Consider the following 19451-nt stretch of genomic DNA (forward strand, 5'->3'; position numbering starts at 1 on the left):
CGGTGTTCCTCGATGCAGATCCACCGTTGACCGTACAGACCCAGATGGCCCGATCTCTAATGAGCAGAAAGGCGCAGTCGACTCGGCGAAGGGCGTGTTGTACGTGGGCGACAGGGCAATCGAGGAGGTTCTCGACGATCGCTACGAGGTCAAGGAGATCGCGGGGGAGGGCGGGATGGGGCGCGTGCTACGGGTCCTGCACCGGCAGTGGGGAATCGACCTGGCGGTCAAGACACCGAAGCCGGAGGTGTTCGCGACCGAGGAGCAGCGCGAGCGGTTCGTCACCGAGGCCGAGGCGTGGGTCGCGCTCGGGCTGCACCCGAACATCTGCGGATGCCACTACGTGCGTGTGGTCGACGGCGTCCCGTACGTCTTCTCCGAGTATGTGGGCGACGGCAGCCTGCACGACTGGATCGCCGACCGCCGCCTGTACGAGGGCGGCCAAGAGGCAGCGGTGGCACGCATGTTGGACCTGGCGATCCAGATGGCCTGGGGCGTGGGCCACGCGCATGCCGCGGGCTTGGTGCACCGGGACGTCAAGCCCGCCAACGTGCTGCTCGACGTACAGGACGGCGACATCGTCGCCAAGGTCACCGACTTCGGCCTGGCGCGCATGCGGCCGATCGTCGCCGAGGACGCCGACGACCCTTCGTACGGTGTCAGCGTCCCGGTGTCCGCGGGTGGGCGGACACCGGCGTACGCCTCCCCGGAGCAGCTCTCGAACCGGCCGGTCGGGCGGCGAACGGACGTCTTCAGCCTCGGTGTCACGGTGCTTGAGATGTTCACCGGCGGGCCGCGCTGGGGCCGGGGACCTTTCGCGAACGACACGATCAGAGAGCGACACGGGATCGAGTCGTACGGGCCTGGCCTGCCGCCGCTGCCGCCGGACCTGGCTGGTCTGCTGGAGCTCTGCCTCGCCCCGGACCCCGAGCAGCGGCCGGGATCGATGGCCGCAGTCGCCGGTGAACTGGCGGCGATCTACCAGCGGTTCACCGGGGAGCGGTACCGGCGCCTGGAGCCGAAGGCCGCCGACCTGCGCGCCGACGAGCTCAACAACCGGGCACTGTCCCTCCTCGACCTCAACCGCGAGGAGGAGGTCGCCGCCGCGTTCACCGCGGCGCTGACAGTCGACCCGCAGCACGCCGAGGCGACCCTGAACGCGGGGCTGTGGCGCTGGCGCGGCGGTGAGATCACCGACGAGGAGCTGGTCACCGATCTCGACGCAGTCCGCACCGACACCGACGACGCCTGGCCGGCGCGGCACGCGCTCGGCCTCGTCCACCTCGAGCGGGGCGACCTCGGCAGGGCCCGGCCGCTTCTCGAGCGCGTCGACCGCGAGCAGCCCGGGCTGCGGGACGTGGGCGACGCACTGGGGACGCTCGGCTCCGGAACGGTGCCGGACGCGGACTGCATCGGGGTCACCGAGATCCGGTGGAACCCGACCGCCGAAGGCGAACTCGACCCGATGCTCCACATCGACGTGTCCGCGGACGGGAGGACCGCCGTGACCGGTGGCGACGACGAACACGTCCGCGTGTGGGACGTACGCACCGGCCGGTGCCTGCACACCCTGCGCGGCCACACGGCCAAGCTCCGGTCGGTGCGGATCACTCCCGACGGCAGGTACTGCGCCTCGGTCGAGTACGACGCGGCCCTGCGGATCTGGGACCTGTCCGACGGCAGATGCCTGCGGGCCATCAGGGCGGCGCGGTCCTTCGAGTGGGCGGCGGTCAGCGCACGGGAGGGCATCGCCGTCGCCACGGAACCGGTCTGGAAGGACGGTGTGCACGGCGTCGAGATCGTCGTGTGGGATCTGCGCCGACGCGAGGTCCGCCACCGACTGTACGGTCCGCTGGCGCAGTTCCCGAAAGCCGAGCTCAGCCCCAACGGCAGATGGGTCCTCGCGGCCGGATACGAGGACTGCGTCGCCCGCCTCTGGAATCTGCGCACGGGGGAGTGCGCGCAAGTGCTGGCCGGGAAAGGCGTGAACCAGCCCGCCGTGTGCTTCGACACCGGCAACGGCGTCGCGGCGATCGCCGACAACCACGACGCCATCAATATCTGGGATCTGCGCACGGGGCGGCGGCTTCGGACACTGCGGAGCCAGGTCAGGTCGCTCGCGCTCAGCGCCGACGCCGCGAAACTCCTGGTCGGTGCCGCCGACGGTGCGGTCCGTGTGTGGGACGTGGCAACCGGCAGGTGCCTGCGCACGTATCGGGGCCACCAAGGCAGCGCGGGCCGCGTGCTGTGGGGAGCGGGCGATCGGTTCGCGTTGTCCGCGTCGCGCGACAACACCGTGCGGCTGTGGCGGATGCCCGAGTCTCCCGCCGTTCCGTTCCAGGTGTGCTGGCCTCGCAGGCACGGCGTGCTGAACCTGTTGGACGAGAAGGTGAAGTCGCTGCTCGAGACCGCGGCGGCCCGGGAGGCGGCAGGTGACCGCGCCGCCGCGCTCGACGCGCTCCGGGAGGCCCGCGCAGTGCCAGGGCACGAGAGGGCTCCCGACGTGATGGCCGCCTGGCGGGCCCTCAGCCGGACACTGGTCCGCACCGGCGTTCGTGCGGTCTGGCACGCCCGCAGTTTCGCGGCGCACCGCTCGGGCGTCGGCTCCCTCGACATCAGTGCCGGCGGGGAGGCGCTGGCCACCAGCGGCGGCGGTGAGATCCGGCTCTGGGACGTGGGCAGCGGCGCGCTCATGCGGACCATCACCGTTCACGAACGAGGCGAGCGCGGCGGCCCCTTCGCCGGCATCGACAAGGTGCAGCTCAGTGCCGATGGCGGCACCGTCATGGCGTGGGGCCGCAGCGGAACGGCCACGGCTTGGTCGACCAGTAGCGGCGCGGAAAGGTACTCGATGTCCGACGAGCGGCTCATCGGCACCGACGCCACGCCCGAGTCGATCAGGTGGATGATTCCCATGGCAATGAGTCCCGACGCGGCGCGCTTCACCGCTGATGGACGCTGCGCTCTCATCGGTGGCGACGGCGCGGACCAGCGGTTCAGGCTCTGGGACCTTGAGACCGGCACCCTGCTGCGAAAGCTCGAGGGCCATAAGGGAATGCCCAGGGCAGCGTGGGTCGGCCCGGCCGACCGGATCGCCGCCACGGGCGCGAGCGACGGGACGGTCCGCCTGTGGGACCTCGGCACCGGCCGCTGCGATGCCGTACTGCGTGGACACACGCATGGGGTCATGGCCGTGACGATGAGCGCCGACGGGAGCCTGGTGGCCTCCGCGGGCGGCTACGACGATCTGTCGATCCGCGTGTGGGACACGGCGACCGGCGCCTGCACCGCGGTGCTCGAAGGGCAGCGCGACAACGCGCGGAGGATGCGGTTCACTCCGGACGGGCGCTTCCTGATCTCGAGCCACGACGGTGCGGAGATGCGGCTTTGGGACCTGGCGAAGGGCACCTGCCTGCGGACGGTGGAGACCCAGCCCGGCCAACTGGGTCAGCTCGCCGTGACGGCCGACGGCGCATACGCGGTCACCGGCGGAAGCGACGGGCACGTACGTCTGTGGACGCTCGACTGGGAGCTGGCGAGACCGCGGACTTGATCTGCTCACGGCCCCGCGGACCTGACCTGCTCACAGCCCCCAGCGCTTGCGGTACCGGCCGGCGAATTCCTCCGCGTACTGGTGCGGGTACGAACTCTGGGTGTCCGTGAGCTCGAGGACCTCGTCGTCGGCGACGAAGAACAGCCCGCGGCCGATCCTGATCTGGCCGTCGGTGACCGGCGCGTAGACCTGCCATCCGCAGTCCACCCGGTGGGCCACGAGGTCCGCGGCGCGGTAGTCGGGGCTGTCCAGGTCGTGGGCGAGCATGTAGCGCCTCACGATCGCGATCGCCTGGTGGCGGGGCAACTGTGGCATATCGGTGCGGTGCACGACGCCCGCCATCACCAACTGGTGGTACGCGCCGTCGAGGTCGGCGTCCTCGCCGTGCCCGAAGACGTCGGCCAGCATGCCGCGTTCGGCGAATCCCCCTTCGGCGGCCTGGACCAGGCGCAGCGCGGCCGGCTCGGTGTCCTGCGTGATGCGCCGGGGCAGCTTCGACACGATGCCTGCGACGGTCGCGCTGGTCCAGACCCCGGGAATCGCCGTCGCGATCTCCTCCGCCTTCAGTGATTCGCCCCGCAACCATCGCCCGCTCTCCCACCAGTAACAGAAGGACAGCAGACCGACCTTGCTCCGTTCGTCGAGCAGCGGATCGGCGACCCATTGCGGCGCTCCCGCGAACAACCCAGGGTGTGGCGCGTCACCGCGATAGGCGTCGGCCAGGCTCGGCGGATCCCAGATGCCGCCGGACAGGACCGCCCGGCCGCCCGCAAGCATCCACAGGGTCGAGCCGCCGCGTTTGGAGCCCTCGAACCGTGCTCGGGACGGTTCCATCCGCGGACCCCATGCGGAGCCGGCCGCGACGAACGCCGCCGACAGGACGGCCCATCGCGCCCACGTCTCGGTGAGGCCGGGCAACTCCTTCGGCGAGACACTCTGGGCGGATCGTGCGCCGTGTGGATCGGCAGGCAGGGCGGCCTTGCGCGGGCTGCGCGTCTGTCTGCCGCCGTGGCTGACGAACGCGGACAACCAGGTGGGGAGCTTCTCCGCCGACCAGTCGAAGGCTTCGAGATCGGCCCGGTAATCCTCGGGCGAGAACAGGTGCTCGTCGGGGAACGGCTCGTCGCCGTAGTCGACGTCCACGTCGTTGATGGTGCCGTCCACGCGGAGTTCGATCGTCATACGCCACCACGGCCCGCGCGGCAGTCGGGCGGTGGTCCGGCGCAGCTCGCGGGCCAGGCGCAGCGCATCGGGGCCCGGCACGGCGTTGATGGAGGCATGGTCGGTCGAGTGCAGGACGGCGGAGGCCTCGGATCGCAGCGTCAGGGCGAACACCGCAGTGATGAGACGGCAGTCGGACGGAGCTTCGCCGATGAGACACTCGGCCAGACGCTGGGTCTGCCGGTCGGCGAGGGCGAGGACTGCCGGATCGGCGTCGGGCTCGGGGATGAGCACGTGGCTCAGGTCGGAGCCGCGCCTGGGGAATGCGTCGTCAAAGCCTTCCGAGAAAGCGTCGTCGTCGCCCGTCACAGTGGCCATGCCCTTCGCAGCTTGTCGATCAGCGTGTCGGGGCCGAGGGCCCGCTTCAGCTGGAACAGGTAGCCGACGGGCGACTCCTGGGCGAGCTCGCGGCGTCTGCGGCGCCATTGCAGGGGCGCGCCGACGACGCAGCCGGCGACCACGGCGGGGACGGTCAGCGCCGGGGTGACACCGACCGCGTTCGCCGCGACCGCGGCCATCGGCGGGAGCGCCACCGACCTGACATTGGCCAGGGCCCGGGCGGTTTCGAGGCCGGCGCTGCGCATGCAGTCGTCCAGGTCGTCGAGCCGTGCGCGGACCTCGCGGTCGACTTCCGAGTGCAGGTACTCCTGGTAGAGCCCCGCGTCCCGTACGTCGTCGATGGCGCCGAGCCGCTCGACCTGGTCGGCCGTGAACTCACGGAACCCATCCAGCTCGGACCCGAACTCGGCGCGGATGGCGAGGATCTTCTCGATCGGGACGTTCCGCAGATCCGCGGGGATCACCGTGGCGAACGCCAGGAACGCGAACGCCTCCTCGATCGTCGGCCGCGCCGCGGAAGCATCCGCGGGGAGGTCGTCAAGGAGCACCGACGCGAGCCGCTCGACGGTCCAGCCGGACATGGCGGCGTGCGGCAGTGTCTGGTCGGTGATCGGGTGCAGGCAGTTCTCGGCGGCTATCTGCTCGGCCAGCGCGAGCATGTAGACGGTGGCCAGCTGGGGGTGCATCGCCGCCCAGATCCCGCCGCGGCCCGGGCGGACGAGCGCGAGCCCCTGGTCGACGGCCGAGTCGAGGAGGTCCTCGCTGATGCGGCTGGCGTGGACGTATCCGAATCGCGGGTTGAGCCAGCTCGGGTCGTCCTCGTCCGGTTCCTCCCGGCCCGCCGAGTACACACCCGCGTTGCCGAATCCGGCGTCGGCGAGCGGTAGGCCCCAGGTCTCGATCCGGTCGAGGCCGAAGCGGTCCCGCAGGGTGGTGCCGTGTTCGCGGAGCAGTTCCAGGAACGGCTCGGCGACTTCGACGGCGGCCCATGCGGGCGGTTCGAGGTCGAACAGCCAGCGCGCGGCGTGGAGTTCCCGCGCGGCGGGGGAGTCCTGGAGCGGGTAGCCCGGCGGCCTGATCCGGGCCATCTTGGGCCAGTACAGGGCGGCGTACTTGAGCCAGTCGTCGTCGCGGACGTGGATGTGCGGGTAGTAGAGGGCGAACCGGTCCATCAGGCATTCCCTTCGCGTCGGGCCTCGTCGAGGTGCCGCAGAGCATGGGCCGCCTGCTCGTGGTCGCCCCTCGACCGGGAGAGCCTCGCGGCCTCGGCCGCGTACGGCACCGCCCGCTGGTACTGGCGCAGATGGTCGACCAGGATGCAGGAGATGCTGAGCATCGCCTGCGCCCGGAACGCGCTCTTGCCCGCACTGAGCGCCCTTCCCGCGATGGTCTCGAAAATCTGAACCGCGCTCTCGTACGCTTTGAGCTGCCACTCGCAGATGCCCGTGAAGATGAGGCATTGCAGTTCCTGTTCGACCTCCCCGAGTTCGGCGAAGACCGCAGCCGCCCGGACATGGATGCGCAGTGCGTCGGCGAAGCCATGCCGTTGCGCGAGTTCGATGCCCAGTCGCAGCAGGGCGGTTGCCGTCGCGCGGCGCTGAGCCGCGGGCCCGCTGATCGCGGCGCCCCGCAGCAGCGGGTCGATCGCGTCGTTGAGGCGGCCCTTGTCGATCATTGAGGTTCCCAGGTCGAGTAACGCTTCGCCCTCGGATCGGTTCTGCGGTATCACGGCCCTCCACAGTGATCGGCATCCGTCTCACGACCCTGCCACATCTCGGAAGCACTTGGGGCTCAGAGTGCCCTTCAGGCAGAACTCTGCCGGGTGCCACATTCGCTGACGTGCCGTCGGCGCCTGCGTCGGCGCCGACTCCGGTGTGGGTGGGTGGAGTTGGAGGGCGGGGGACCCGCATGTCAACGAGAGTTGACGAACCTATCCTGTCAACATAAGTTGACAGGATGGGTAGTCAAACGCTGCTTGCCTGCGGGATGGCCGCTGGCCCTCTCTTCACCGTCGCGTACCTACTGGGAGGCGCCAGCCGTGTGGACTACAACCCGCTCCGTCATCCCGTCAGTTCGCTCTCCCTCAGCCGGTCCGGGTGGACGCAGACTGTCAACTTCCTCTTCACGGGCTCACTGACGCTGATCTTCGCCGTGGGCCTGTGGCGTGCTGGGCCTTCCTGCTGGGGCGCACTGCTGGTCGGCGTGTGGGCGGTCGGTCTGCTGGGCGCCGGTGCCTTCCGCACGGATCCCGTGAGTGGTTACCCAGTCGGCACCCCCGATCAGCTACAGCGCCCCACCCGTGCAGGGGTTCTGCATGACCTGTTCTCCCTCATCGGATTCCTCGCCCTTGCTGCGGCCTGCTTCGTCTTCGCCATCTCCAACTCGCCAGGATGGGCCCTCTACTCGATCGCCAGTGGCGTGCTCTTCGCGGCCACGATGGCGCTCGCCAGTGCCGCGTTCAGCCAACATCAACGCTGGGTGGATCTGGGCGGTCTGATCCAGCGCGTCTCACTCACGATCGGCTTGACCTGGCAGACGCTGCTCGCCGTGCGCATCCTGCACGGCTGACGGTGGTCCCATACTTGCTGGTCAAGGTCGAATTCGAGGGTGGTTTGCGCAGTTCAATGGTGACGGGGACGGGTTCGGCGGGCTCGTCTTGCCAAGGGCGTGCGTACTCCGGTGACGACGCGACTCAGGTCAGTCCTTCGCGGATGCGAGAGGGCGGGTGGTGGCAGGTTTGTTCACCTTGCATACGGTGCCGTCGGCGGGCAGGGTGCCGTCGACAAGGGCGGCGTCGACCGCGGCGTTGACACAGGGCACGGTGCCGTAGGAGCCGTGGCCGACTCCTTCACGAGTGAGCAGGACCGCGGAGTCCAGGGTCTGGGCCATCGTCCTGGCCCAGTGGTGCGGAGTGACGGGGTCCAGTCGCCCCCCGACCACCAGTGCCGGAGGCGCCCCGGCGGCTGTGAGTGGCTGAGTGACGCGGTCGTTGTTCGGCGCGGGCCACCGGGCGCAGTTCAGGGCGGAGTAGGCGGCCCGGGTCCCGATCCGCTCGGCCTCAGCGACAGCCCTGGTGGCTGCGGCCTCATGCGCGGCGATGCCGGTCGGGGTCTGCCAGTCGGCGCAGCGCACCGCGGTGTGGGCTTCGAACATCGCGGTCGGCACCGGGAAGGGGGACACCGTGACGCTGGCCCACAGGGTGTGCAGGGGTGCGCCGTTGCCGTTCTGCGCGGCCAGCAGAGACGCAGTCAGCAACGGCCAGGTGTTCTGATCGCCGGCGAGGGCTCGGGCGGCCTCCAGCGCCTTGGCGCCGTCGAGTTCGCCGCCCGGGGTGACGCCTTTGCCGGGTGCGATCTTCAGTGGCTTCGCTTCCAACGTGTCGATCAGCGTGTCGAACGCGGCCTGCGGGTCACCGTCGCCGAACGGGCACACCGCGTTTCCCTCGGTGCGGCAGGTCTCGAACCAGGCGTCGAGTGTTCGCTCGCTGGCAACGGCGACCTCGTTGAGGAAGGTGAGCGAGTCGTCGAACCACAGGTTGGTGTCGACGGGAGCGTCGAGCACCATCTGGCGGACGCGGTGGGGGAACAGCGTGGCGTACATCGGGCCGACCACGGTGCCGTAGGACAGGCCGTAATAGGTGATCTTGTCCTCGTCGAGCGCGGAGCGGACCTGGTCTATGTCGCGTGCCACGTTGTCGGTGGAGAGGCTGGCCAGGAACTCCTTGCTCTGGAGTGCCACGCAGCCGTCGGTGAACGCGGTGGCGTCGGCGAGCAGCCGTGGCGGCGTTTTGCCCCCGCGGACGGCCGGGTCGAACGCGGTGCCGGCGGCGCCGGCTCGCTGCTCGTCGGTCAGGCAGCGTACGGCCTGCGACCCGCCGACACCGCGCGGGTCCATCGCGATGATGTCGAATCTGGCGAGCACCTGGGACGAGAAGGCACCGGGGGTGCCGGCAGTCTTGGGCAGGTTGCGGAGCGTCTCGGTGGCGGGGACCCCGGGCCCACCCGGGTTGAATATCAGGCTGCCGATGCGATGGTCGGGATCGGTGGCCCGGTGCCGCATGACCGCGAGCCGGACCTGCGTGCCGTCGGGTTCGTCGTACTCCTGCGGCACCTTGAGGGTGGCGCATTCGAGGTCGTTCCCGCACTCGCTCCAGGCGAGCGGGCCCGGGGACGGGGCGGAGGCCGGCGTAACCTCCGCGGACGTGTTGCGCGGTCCCGAAGCGCCCGAGGAACACCCGGTCAGCGCCATGAGGGCGGCGACAACGGCCGCCCCGTACTGGGCGGCGGTCCTTGGCCTCGACCGGATCATGGTGACCCTCCTTTTCCGTACTCGTGTCATTCCGAGCGACCGGGCGTTGCCGGTCGGGCAAGAAGCCAGCCGAACAGGGCCGACGTGGTCGCGTCCCCTTTCCTCGAGGGGTCAGTGACCGGCTGCGTCGAGCAGAGAGGAGTACCGCAGGCGGAGCGCGCGCTCCATGCTCGCCAGGACGGCCCCGCCTCCCAGCGCGAGGTTCAGCCAGAGCGGCAGATGGACGGGCGCGTCGAATGTTCCGACCCTCTGGGCGACAGGAGGTAGGTGGGAGAGGGGTTCGGCAAGCTGCAACAGGTTCAGGCCCACGCCGATGACGAGCAGGAGTGCCGAGCCGACGCCGATCGCCCGGCTCAGTCCCGGATGGCGGGCACCGAAGCGGGCTCGCCGCCCCTCTGCCGAGGCCGGGTCGGGCGCGAGCTGACGCGGCTGTCCCGCCGCGGGGCGGTAATGGCAGCGCTTGATCCCGTAGTTGCTCATCGCCACCTCGATCACGCCCCCTTCGACCGGGAAGACCGCGGGCAGTTTCGACTCGGCCGCGTGCCTGCCGTCCAGGAACAGATGCGCCCGGATCTTGCTGTTGTCCAACCGCGCCCAGTGCCGCACGTCGACGGCGTGCAGGCGGGCGCGACCGTCGGCGCCGGGGAGCCGGAGCCAGAACAGCGAGCGCAGGGGCACCTGCCACCAGCGGAACTGCTGGAGCTCCCGTCCGTCCCCGGGCCTGAGGCGCCTGGACGCCGCCCAGTCCTTCCAGGCCATTGCACCGCCCCCTTCGTTCATCACCCGCACCATCGCTAGTACAGCGTGTTAGTAAAACGCTAGCACACTGTACTAGTACGGCGTGCTAGTACGGCGTGCTAGTACAGTGTTCGGAGGAGAAAGTGGAGGTGAGCGGAGCATGGAGACACGCGAGAAGATCCTCAAAGCCGCGGCAGAGATGATCGCCGAGGACATGGCGGCGAAGCTGAGCGTGAGAGCGGTCGCCGCGCGCGCGGGAGTGAGTACCGGCTCGCTGAGGTTCCACTTCCCCACCCAGCGCGCCCTGCAGGACAGCCTGCTCTCACGGATCTACGAGCACGTGTTGCCCGGCGACCCGATCCGGGACCAGGCGTTGCCGCCCCGCGAACGGCTGTTGACCTGCCTTCGGCAGGTGCTCGCGCCCCTCGGCGTCAACGAAGACGCGCGGACGGCGTGGGGCGAGATGTATCGGACCTTCATCGAACCCGAGCCGACCGAACAACGGCGCGCCGCCTACCTCGGTCATGAGCGGGAGGCGGAGCGCCGGGTCGAGCACTGGCTGACGGTGCTCGCAGAGGAAGGTGCACTGCCCCCGGGTGACCACACCCGGAACGTCAGATTCCTTCTCACCGTCCTCAACGGGCTCTCGGTCGAACGCGCCCTGCCCACCCGCGAATCCGTCCTTGTCGCCGAGACGGAGACCCTCAACGCCGCCGTCGACTACGTCCTCGGGGCCGGTCCCGCGCCCTCCGCCCGGCCGAGCTTGCCGTAAACCGCAGCGGCCGTCCCTCTGTAGCGCGACGCGGATCCGGCTGCTGTCAGCGGGGGAGCTGGGCGTGGATGGTCTTCCCGCCGGGGCTGGGTGTGATGGTCAGCCGGCTGGTGAGGTCGCGGATCATGTGCCAGCCGAAGCCGCCGCTGGCGCCGTTGATGTCGGGGGTGCGCTCGCGCGGGTATGCAGGGTTTGAGTCGCTGACTGCGGCGGTCACCGTGTCTGGGCCGGCGGACAGTTCCAGGATGTACCGGCCGCCGCCGTGACGCAGGGCGTTGGTGACGAGTTCGGAGACCACCAGGACGAGCGAGTCGGCCTGTCCGGGTCGGGCGCCGGGCTGAGACGGTCAGTGAAGGCGCGGACTGCCTGGCGGGCCTGGCGAATGGCGGCTGCGCTGTCGCCCCGCACCACGCTCGGTGCGGCGAGTGTCGAGGTGATGGTGATCGTTGTGCTGTTCATGCGCGTACACCCCGCCTGTGATCGGTTGCGCCGCTTGTGCCGTGACACCCCACCTGCCCGTTTCGGCGGCACTCACACGTCTGGGACGAGCTTCGTTGCAAGTTTCAGGCACTGTGAACGCCAAGGCTTCCCTGTCCGCCTGCACAGAAAAACTGTCACGGCGAAGGTAGACATGTGGGGGTTGCTGGGTTACTGTTCTGTCCGTAGCCAAGAGGTCGAGCAGGCCCGGCAGAGACGAACTGCCGGGGGAGCAGTACATGTAAGTGCAGTCGGCAGTACCAGCAGTTCGCAGTACCAGCACACAGTTGATTCAGAAGGAAGAACGGAGGAGTTGAGGCGCCATCAGGATCGCCCGGGCAAGAAATCTGAGCCTGGGTACCGCAGGACATCGATAGGCAGGTGGTCTCCGGTCACGCAACTAGCGATCCCCGCACCCCGCCCGCATCCCAGGCGGCTGTGCGGACACAGAAGGCCGGCGCAGGACTAGGGCCGGCAGATGGTGTTAGCAGTTCCTTCGGGGCCCTGGTGTCACACAGCACCAGGGCCCCTCCAGCATGTTCCACAACGAGGTGAGATGACAGCAGACGATTCCTTCGGCCGTCTCGATGACGACGACTACCCCGCCTACACCATGGGACGGGCTGCCGAAATACTCGGCACCACACCCGCCTTCCTCCGGGCCGTCGGACGAGCCCGCCTGATCACTCCCTTGCGCTCGGAGGGCGGCCACCGCCGCTACTCCCGCTACCAGCTGAGGATCGCTGCCCGTGCCCGCGAACTCGTGGACCAGGGCACCCCCATCGAAGCCGCCTGCCGCATCGTCATCCTCGAAGACCAGCTCGAAGAAGCGCAGCGCCTCAACGAAGGACGCCGCGCTGAAGTACACCGCGCTGGTGCTGAACCGCGCCCCATGTCGGACGCCTGACGCGCCTGCCAGGAAAGCCGTGATCTCCCGCCCTGAACGGCACCCGCTGGGCGTGGCTGTCTCAAGTGGGGTCGGATAGTCGGGCCAGTCGGCTGCGCAGACGCGCAGAAGCTCCACGAAGAGCACCGAGTTGTTGCACCTCGGCCGCCGTGAGTTCCGTCCGTCCTGCCAGCGCGAGCACCGCGGCATAGGGTCGTTCGCCCTCGGCGAGCTTCGCCGCTACGGCGTCACGGACGGCTCGCAGCACTGAGTGGTCCGCGTTCGGATGCTCCGCCAACAGGCGAAGCAGCCTGTTGTCGTTCCAGGCACTGTCGTGGGCCTTGCTCAGCTCCAGCAAGGTGCCGGGCGGCGTAGCAGGATTGGTGGCCAACGCCTGCCAGACGAAGGGGTACTGACATTGAGCGAGGCGATGCAGGGCGGCACTGTCGTTCTCAGTACGCGCCCGTTCAAGGTAGTCGCCAGGCGTGTGCACGGACGCGGCCTCCAGGGATCACCGGAGTACGCATCCTGGGTCGTTCGGCGTAGTCCTGGCAAGCCGGTACACCACCCCCACCGCCCCCGCTCCTCCGGGTGATCGTCTCCGCCACGTGGACTGATGAGCCCGGGACGCACTGGCCAGGCACGGCCTCAGAGGGCGAGCGGTTAGCTCCGCGTCGCCAGCTTGGCCAGCGCCTCCCGTACCGCAAAGGAGATCTCCGCGTCGCGGCTGAGGGCCTGGCGGAGAGGCTCGACGGCCCTAGGGTCCCCCAGGTTCCCCAGGGCCTGCGCGGCAAAGTAGCGGACCCGTTCATGGTCGTCGGTGAGGGAGTCGAGCAGGTTGTCCAGCGCACTCCGGTCGCCGAGATGCCCCACCCCGGTGGCCGCGTGCTCGCGGACCAGCGGGAACTCGTCCCGCAGTGCTGAGCACAGCGGACCGACCATCAACTGCCGGCCCGCGTCGGAAAGTTTGCCGTGGCCGTAGACCGTCAGGCCGTAACCGACGGTACTGCGGTAGGCGATGTTGGCCAGTTCCCGAGCCGCGTACGACCTCAGCATCTTCCGCTGATCCGCCAGTACCTCGAGCAGGCCGCGCAGCATCAGTTCCGGCCCACCCACGGTGATCAGTGCCGGGTTCACGCAGTCAACGGCCGGAATCACTTGAGGTCCGTCGTCGATGCCGTTGTATCTCTCAGTCCAATACGCCTCATCGCGCAACAAACGCAGCAGGCGCTCCCCGACCTCGGCGCCACCGATCGCGGCCAGCGATCCGATCATGGACGAGACGGCAGGTGCCTGCAGACTGACGATTTCTCTCCCCAGGGCGTCGAACAACGGGTCCACTGCGCGCGGATCGCGCAATCGCTCCAGCGTGCGTGCCGCTTCGCGACGGACGGAAACATCCCCGTCCCGCAGGGCGGCGCACACCTTGTCCACCGGGTTCGCGCGACGGAATTGCGCTTCCGCTTCCGCTTCGAGCTCGACACCACGCTGCCAACAGGCCTCACAGCACAGTCGATTGACGTGTCGCCGCGCCGCATCCGAGCCGTCGGAGACGTAGACCCATCCCCGTCTTTGCGGTCCGGCAGACGGCATCATCGTCGCGCGGCACAGCTCACACCGGTCTCCGTCACCGGAACGCCCCTTCTTCCACCATCGCATGCGTCCCCCTGCACCCGCCGCCCTCAACTCAAACGACACTACTGGCGCACCCAGCGGCCTGTCCCGGGCTGCACCAAGTCCACGAACGAGAATCTCGCGGCGCATGAGGTCCTCGTGAAGACGAGTGGACGCCGGAGCCGCTGGCACGCTCTGCCCTGCTCCCCCCGTGGCAGGGCAAGGAAGGCCTGGGGCGGTGAGGAGCGCGGGGCGATGCACCACGCTCGCCTGCCCTGGCCCGCATCAGCGGCCCCGGTCGTCTTCTGGTGATTTCAGTGGGCCGGCGGTTTTCTCGCACCCCTCCTGCGTGCGGTAGACAAAACAAATCCCGGGTGTGACAGGCATCCTGCGGTTGGCTTGAGAGTGCGTTTCCGCTGCTGCGACGGCTGTGTTGGGGTGGACGGGGGTACACCGGACGAGAGGCTGGGACAGGTGGGGCGCCAGGAGAAGACGATCGATCCCGAGGCGGGGCCGGTCCAGAGATTCGCCTTCGAGCTGCGTGCGCTGCGCCGTGAGGCGGGTGGCCCGCCCTACAGGGTGATGGCCCAGGAGGCGGGATACTCGGTTGCTGCGCTGTCACGCGCGGCGGCGGGGGAGACGCAGCCTTCCCTGCCGCTGACGCTTGCCTACGTGAAGGCCTGCGGAGGGGACACGGGAGAGTGGGCACGCCGCTGGGAGGCCGTTCGTGACGAAGAGGCCAGTCCCTCCGGGGCCTTGGACCTGGACCTTAGCCATGCGCCCTACCGGGGACTGACCCGCTTCGAGCCGGGCGACCTGGGGCGGTTCTTCGGCCGGGGCCGCCCGACGGAAAGCCTCGCCGCCATGGCCTCGGCTCAGCGGTGTGTGATGGTGGTGGGCCCTTCGGGCATCGGAAAGTCCTCCCTCTTGCGCGCCGGGTTCATTCCCCGCTTGCAGAACACGAAGGACCCGGCGTCGAGACCGGCCGCGATCCGCATTCTGACGCCGGGTCCAAGGCCGGTGCGCGATCACGAGAAGGTGTTTGTCCCGGCCGAGGGGCCCGGCGAAACATGGCTGGTGGTCGACCAGTTCGAGGAAATATTCACCTTGTGCCGTGATGTGGCAGAGCGGCGGGAATTCATCCGCCTGCTGCTCACGGCGCAAGATCCCGGGTCGCGACTGCGGGTGGTGCTGGGCGTGCGGGCGGACTTCTACGTGCGTTGTCTTGAGCACGAAGGCCTGGCCGATGTCCTCGCGCAGGCATGCGTGCCGGTCGCCCCGATGACCCCGAACGAGTTGCGTGAGGTGATCGTCAAGCCGGCGGCGGCCGAAGGGCTGATCGTCGAGCGGAAGCTGACTGCCCGCCTCGTCGAGGAGACGGGTGAAGAACCGGGCGGACTGCCGCTGATGTCGCACACGCTGCTGGAAACCTGGCGCCACCGTCGAGGTCGTACCCTGGCCCTGGCAGGTTATGAAGCCGCCGGTGGTCTCCACGGTGCGATCGCCCAGACCGCCGAGCGCGTGTACGCGCAGGCATCCAGCGCCCAGCAAGAGGCGATGAGAGTCCTCTTCCTGAGGCTGACCGTGCCTGGTGACGGCTCCGAGGACACCCGGCGGCGTGTGGAGTTGGAGGAGCTCGAAGGGCTCGATCTCACCGCGCTGCTGCAGGAACTCGTGGCGGCCCGGCTGATCGTGACGGGCGAGGGCACCGTCGAGGTGGCCCACGAGGCGGTCATCCGTGCCTGGCCGCGGCTGCAGCACTGGCTGAGCGAGGACCGGGATGCGATACGCGTCCACCGACAGCTGACCACTGCCGCCGGCATCTGGCATGACCTGGGCGGCGACGAGAGCGCGTTGTACCGCGGGGTCCAGCTCGCCGTGGCCCAGGAGTGGGCCGAGAGCCGCTCCGCGGCGCTCAACGATCAAGAGGCCCGCTTCCTCCACGCCGGCCTCGCTGCCGACCAGCGGCGCACACGCCGTACTCATCAACTCATCGCAGCTCTCAGCGTGTTGCTGGTCCTGGCGCTCACCGCAGCTGGCGTCGCGGTCCACAAGACATCAGCAGCCGACACTCAACGCCGTCTCGCCCTCTCCCGCGAACTTGCCGCCCGCGCCGACGAGATGAGCGAGAAGCAGCCCGCGGCAGCCATGGTCGTCGCCCTGCGCGGATACCGGCAGGCATCCACCACGGAGGCACGCGGCAGTCTGCTGAGCGCTTATGCCGACTACAACGCCAACCAACTCACCGGCCATACCGGCGCGGTACAGACCACGGCTTACGCACCGGACGGCCGCACCTTGGCCTCCGCGAGCTTCGATCACACCGTCAAGTTGTGGGACGCACGCTCCCACCGTCTGCTTGCCACGCTCGCCGGCCACACCGAGGCCGTCAACACCGTGGCCTTCTCGCCGGACGGCCACACCCTGGCCACCGCGAGCAATGACCGCAGCGTCAAGCTGTGGGACACACGCTCCCATGACCTCATCGCGACGCTCACCGGCCACACCAACATGGTGGAAGGAGTCGCGTTCTCGCCCGATGGGCGCACCCTGGCCACTGCCGGCAGCGACCGAACCGTGCGTCTGTGGAACATACGCAGCCATCACCAACTGGCGGTCCTGAGGGGCCACACCGACCGGGTGCTCCGGCTGGCGTTCTCGCCGGATGGCCGTACGCTGGCCAGCGCGGACAACGGACGCACGACCCGCCTCTGGAAGGTCTCCTCCCGCACCACCGTCGCCGTCCTGGCCGGACGCACCGGCGCCGTCAAGACCGTGGCGTTCTCGCCGGACGGCCGCACGATGGCCACCGCGGGAACCGACCACACCGTCAAGCTGTGGGACACCGGCACCCATCGCCTGCGCGCCACTCTCACCGGCCATACCCAACCCGTGCAACAGGTGGCCTTCGCCCCGGACGGCCACACGCTGGCCAGTACGAGTACTGACGGAACCGTCCGCCTGTGGCGGCCTTCCTCGTCCAAGCGGCTGGCGACCATGCACGTTGAGGATCCCTCCTACGCGCTCGCGTTCTCGCCGGACAGCCGAACACTTGCCACAACCGGAAAGGACTCCACCATCCGCCTGTGGAGCGTGCGTTCCACCCGCGCCATCGCCACGCTGGCCGGCCAGTTCGGTACGGTCACCTCAGGCGTGCCCTTCGCTACACGTCGCGCGGCCCTCACGGTGGATCGAGACCACCTCATCGCCCGCTGGTCACCGACCGCAGGGTCTGTACACCCGACCCCCGTCGAGGATCGTCCCTCCAGCCCAGGTGCTGTGACCAGCAGCGATGGGCATGTGATGGTCACAGCAGCTGATGACGGCACCGTGCGTGTACGGAACCTGGTCACGGGCCGAAGCGCAGCCACACTCACCGACGCGCCTGGCAGCGTGAGCCGACTGGCGATCAGCGCGGACGGCCGCACCGTTGCCGCCGGCGGTGAGGGGGGCACCATCCGGGTGTGGGATGTCGGCACTCGCCGGACCAAGAAGGTGCTGCGCGGGCCCCGGGCCGTGAACGGTCTGGCGATCGACCCGCGTGGCCGCAGTGTGGCCGCCACCGCTTCCGACGGCAGCAGCCGCCTGTGGCACCTCCGTCCAGGGGGGCCCGCCAGGCCCCTCGTCGGCCCCCGAGAGGCTGCCGGCGCCGTGGCTTTCAGCCCCGACGGCCGCACCCTGGCGGTAGGCACCACAGACAACAACAGCATGCGCCTGTGGGATGTCGCCACCCACCGCACGAGAGCGACGCTCACCGGACACACCGGCTCCATCCTGGGGGCCTCCTTCAGCCCCGACGGCTCCACGCTCGCCACTACCAGCATGGACCGCAGCATCCGGCTGTGGAATCCCGAGACCGCACGCCTGCGCGCCACCCTCACCGGCCCCACGGCACTTCTCTCCACGGCAAGCTTTTCTCCGGACGGTCGTGCCCTGGCGACGTTCGGATCGCCCGACACTCCCCGTGTCTGGAGCACCGATGCCGACGACGTCGCCGCACGTGTCTGCCGCCTCAGTGGGGATCACCACTGGGCGCAACTGCTCCCGGACCAGCCGGTTTCAGAGGTGTGCTGAACGTGTCCCGCGGCGGGTCAGCTCCTCACTCCTCACGGGCCGCACGTCACTCCTCATGGGCCGAACGTCATGATCTGGGGAGGCGGATCTCGGTCCTCGTCTCCTGGGATGGACCCGAGAGTGAGTACGAGAAGGCCTCCGCCCGGCGATGTCCTGACTTGGTCGTAGGCACGCTGGGTGAGCCGGGTCGCGTGCGGAAGCCGCAGCAGGGCGGTCGGTTCGCCACCGGTGAGGGGGACGGAAAGAAGAGCTCCAGCCCGGGTGCGGGTAGCGCCTGCGTAGACGAGCATCACGTCCCCCTCCACCCGGATGGGCTGCAGGGCGCCGTCGTCGGGGGAGGGGACTTTGCTGCGCTCCTTGCCCGTGCGCAGGTCAAGTCCGATGAGGGCGCTCCTGGTGCCGACGTCGGAAGAGGTCTGCGGCAGGTAGAGCGTGTTGCCCTCGATCAGCGCGTTGGGACATGACTGATAGGAGGAGTCCGGCATGTCTGCTGAAGTGCAGCCCGGGTCCACCTCATCGCTGAGGGCGAAATGGGATCGAGGTTTTCCCTTGTCGCCGAGGACAGTCACTCGGACCTTGGTGCGCGCCTGCGTGGATACGTTGATGACAAGGGGGTCCAGGCTGTAGACGCCGTACGGGGTCTCACCTTTGGGAAAACTGTGTGTCCAACGGGCCTTGCCGGTGGCGGGGTCGATCTCCTGAACCTGGTAGTCGTATGGTTCGGCGCTTCCGCAGTTCACGAAGGCCACCAGTCTCTGCCCGCCTGCGAAGCCTGATGGACGGCAGCCGTCCTTGAGGTCGAGCATGCCGAACACCTTCTCGCCGTCTTCGATGGCGAAGGCGCTGTTCCCACCGATGCGGGTGGCGGTGACAATGTCTCCGCTGATGACCAGGTCCTGCCTGGTCATGATGTCCATGCCGTGTTCGTTAGGAATCTTGACGGTCCAGCCGCGTGACCCCGTCGTCAGATCAAGTTGCATCAACTGGTTGCAGGTTCGAGTCTCGCGCTCGGAGTCGTAGTAGGCGACGACGATCTTGCCGTCATCGCTCGATGTGTGCGAGGCGCCGCAAATCGCATGGGGAAGTTTCAGGTGCCCCTTCGGCCAGGCTGCGCTGCCCGTGTTCGCGTCGAAGGCGTACACCGTTTTGTACGTCGCTTTGACCAGCACGTCACCCAGCCCCCACATCCCGGGGCTGTCCGCACCTCGGCCGGGGACCGTGGGGCTTTCCGCGTACCACAGAGTTCGTGCCTCGCCTGCCTTACGGCCCTTGTTGTAGTCCCTCTGCGGTGGGGCCGAGGACGTGGCGGGAGCGGACGGTGTCGGGGCTTGCGGGCCCGCTGAGGGACCCCTGGCGTCCCCCTTCTCCGTGCCGCGCGACTGAACGACACCGACCCCCACACCGCAGAGCAGGACGAGCACGAGGGCCGTAAGCAGCAGTTTCCGCCGCGAAGTCGGGGGGCCGTCGCC

14 protein-coding genes are annotated in these 19451 nt (G+C 69.0%); 5 read left to right on the forward strand and 9 right to left on the reverse strand.

All coding sequences use genetic code 11. The annotated features are described in order from the left end of the window. The first annotated feature begins 103 nt into the window (after positions 1–103). Positions 104–3553: a protein kinase gene (locus ABXJ52_RS36870; protein ID WP_367048507.1), complete on the forward strand. Its 3450-nt coding sequence runs from the start codon at positions 104–106 to the stop codon at positions 3551–3553. A 30-nt stretch (positions 3554–3583) separates the two neighbouring features. On the opposite strand, the gene ABXJ52_RS36875 is transcribed toward ABXJ52_RS36870, so the two are convergent. The 3 genes from ABXJ52_RS36875 to ABXJ52_RS36885 are packed head-to-tail and all read right to left on the reverse strand — an operon-like array spanning position 3584 to position 6788. Then, on the reverse strand, positions 3584–5092 hold the full coding sequence (locus tag ABXJ52_RS36875) for a hypothetical protein (RefSeq protein ID WP_367048509.1): 1509 nt from the start codon (positions 5090–5092) through the stop codon (positions 3584–3586). Then, positions 5080–6285, reverse strand: a complete 1206-nt coding sequence (locus ABXJ52_RS36880; protein ID WP_367048511.1) for a DUF6236 family protein — start codon at positions 6283–6285, stop codon at positions 5080–5082. The genes ABXJ52_RS36875 and ABXJ52_RS36880 overlap by 13 nt, the downstream gene beginning before the upstream one ends. Then, positions 6285–6788, reverse strand: a complete 504-nt coding sequence (locus tag ABXJ52_RS36885) for a hypothetical protein (RefSeq protein ID WP_367048514.1) — start codon at positions 6786–6788, stop codon at positions 6285–6287. Before ABXJ52_RS36885 ends, ABXJ52_RS36880 begins: the two co-directional genes overlap by 1 nt. 311 nt (positions 6789–7099) lie before the next feature. On the opposite strand from ABXJ52_RS36885, the gene ABXJ52_RS36890 reads away from it, so the two are divergent. Further along, on the forward strand, positions 7100–7681 hold the full coding sequence (locus ABXJ52_RS36890) for a DUF998 domain-containing protein (RefSeq protein ID WP_367049485.1): 582 nt from the start codon (positions 7100–7102) through the stop codon (positions 7679–7681). 129 nt (positions 7682–7810) lie between these two features. On the opposite strand, the gene ABXJ52_RS36895 is transcribed toward ABXJ52_RS36890, so the two are convergent. Beyond that, the gene (locus tag ABXJ52_RS36895) at positions 7811–9421 is read right to left on the reverse strand and encodes an alpha/beta hydrolase (RefSeq protein ID WP_367048517.1); all 1611 of its coding nucleotides are present in this window, start codon (positions 9419–9421) and stop codon (positions 7811–7813) included. 111 nt (positions 9422–9532) lie between these two features. Continuing rightward, the gene (locus ABXJ52_RS36900) at positions 9533–10180 is read right to left on the reverse strand and encodes a hypothetical protein (protein WP_367048519.1); all 648 of its coding nucleotides are present in this window, start codon (positions 10178–10180) and stop codon (positions 9533–9535) included. Between the two features lie 139 nt (positions 10181–10319). Here ABXJ52_RS36900 and ABXJ52_RS36905 point away from each other — a divergent pair, with 139 nt between their 5' ends. Continuing rightward, positions 10320–10931: a helix-turn-helix domain-containing protein gene (locus ABXJ52_RS36905; protein ID WP_367048521.1), complete on the forward strand. Its 612-nt coding sequence runs from the start codon at positions 10320–10322 to the stop codon at positions 10929–10931. Positions 10932–10977: 46 nt separating this feature from the next. Here ABXJ52_RS36905 and ABXJ52_RS36910 read toward each other — a convergent pair whose 3' ends face one another. Beyond that, on the reverse strand, positions 10978–11229 hold the full coding sequence (locus ABXJ52_RS36910) for an ATP-binding protein (RefSeq protein ID WP_367048525.1): 252 nt from the start codon (positions 11227–11229) through the stop codon (positions 10978–10980). A gap of 735 nt (positions 11230–11964) precedes the next feature. On the opposite strand from ABXJ52_RS36910, the gene ABXJ52_RS36915 reads away from it, so the two are divergent. Continuing rightward, entirely contained in the window at positions 11965–12315 is a 351-nt protein-coding gene (locus ABXJ52_RS36915; protein ID WP_367048526.1) for a MerR family transcriptional regulator, read from the forward strand. Between the two features lie 61 nt (positions 12316–12376). Here the strand turns inward: ABXJ52_RS36915 and ABXJ52_RS36920 are convergent, their stop codons facing one another. Continuing rightward, on the reverse strand, positions 12377–12787 hold the full coding sequence (locus ABXJ52_RS36920) for a hypothetical protein (protein ID WP_367048528.1): 411 nt from the start codon (positions 12785–12787) through the stop codon (positions 12377–12379). Between the two features lie 170 nt (positions 12788–12957). Then, positions 12958–13953, reverse strand: coding sequence for a HEAT repeat domain-containing protein (locus ABXJ52_RS36925; RefSeq protein ID WP_367048530.1), 996 nt, complete (start codon positions 13951–13953; stop codon positions 12958–12960). A 429-nt stretch (positions 13954–14382) separates the two neighbouring features. On the opposite strand from ABXJ52_RS36925, the gene ABXJ52_RS36930 reads away from it, so the two are divergent. Further along, positions 14383–17982 (forward strand): hypothetical protein, encoded by a 3600-nt coding sequence (locus ABXJ52_RS36930; protein WP_367048532.1) that lies wholly within the window; start codon positions 14383–14385, stop codon positions 17980–17982. A gap of 53 nt (positions 17983–18035) precedes the next feature. Here the strand turns inward: ABXJ52_RS36930 and ABXJ52_RS36935 are convergent, their stop codons facing one another. Beyond that, positions 18036–19151: a PQQ-binding-like beta-propeller repeat protein gene (locus ABXJ52_RS36935; RefSeq protein WP_367048535.1), complete on the reverse strand. Its 1116-nt coding sequence runs from the start codon at positions 19149–19151 to the stop codon at positions 18036–18038. Positions 19152–19451 lie beyond the last annotated feature (300 nt).

The organism is Streptomyces sp. Je 1-332 (assembly GCF_040730185.1).
Taxonomy (GTDB): domain Bacteria; phylum Actinomycetota; class Actinomycetes; order Streptomycetales; family Streptomycetaceae; genus Streptomyces.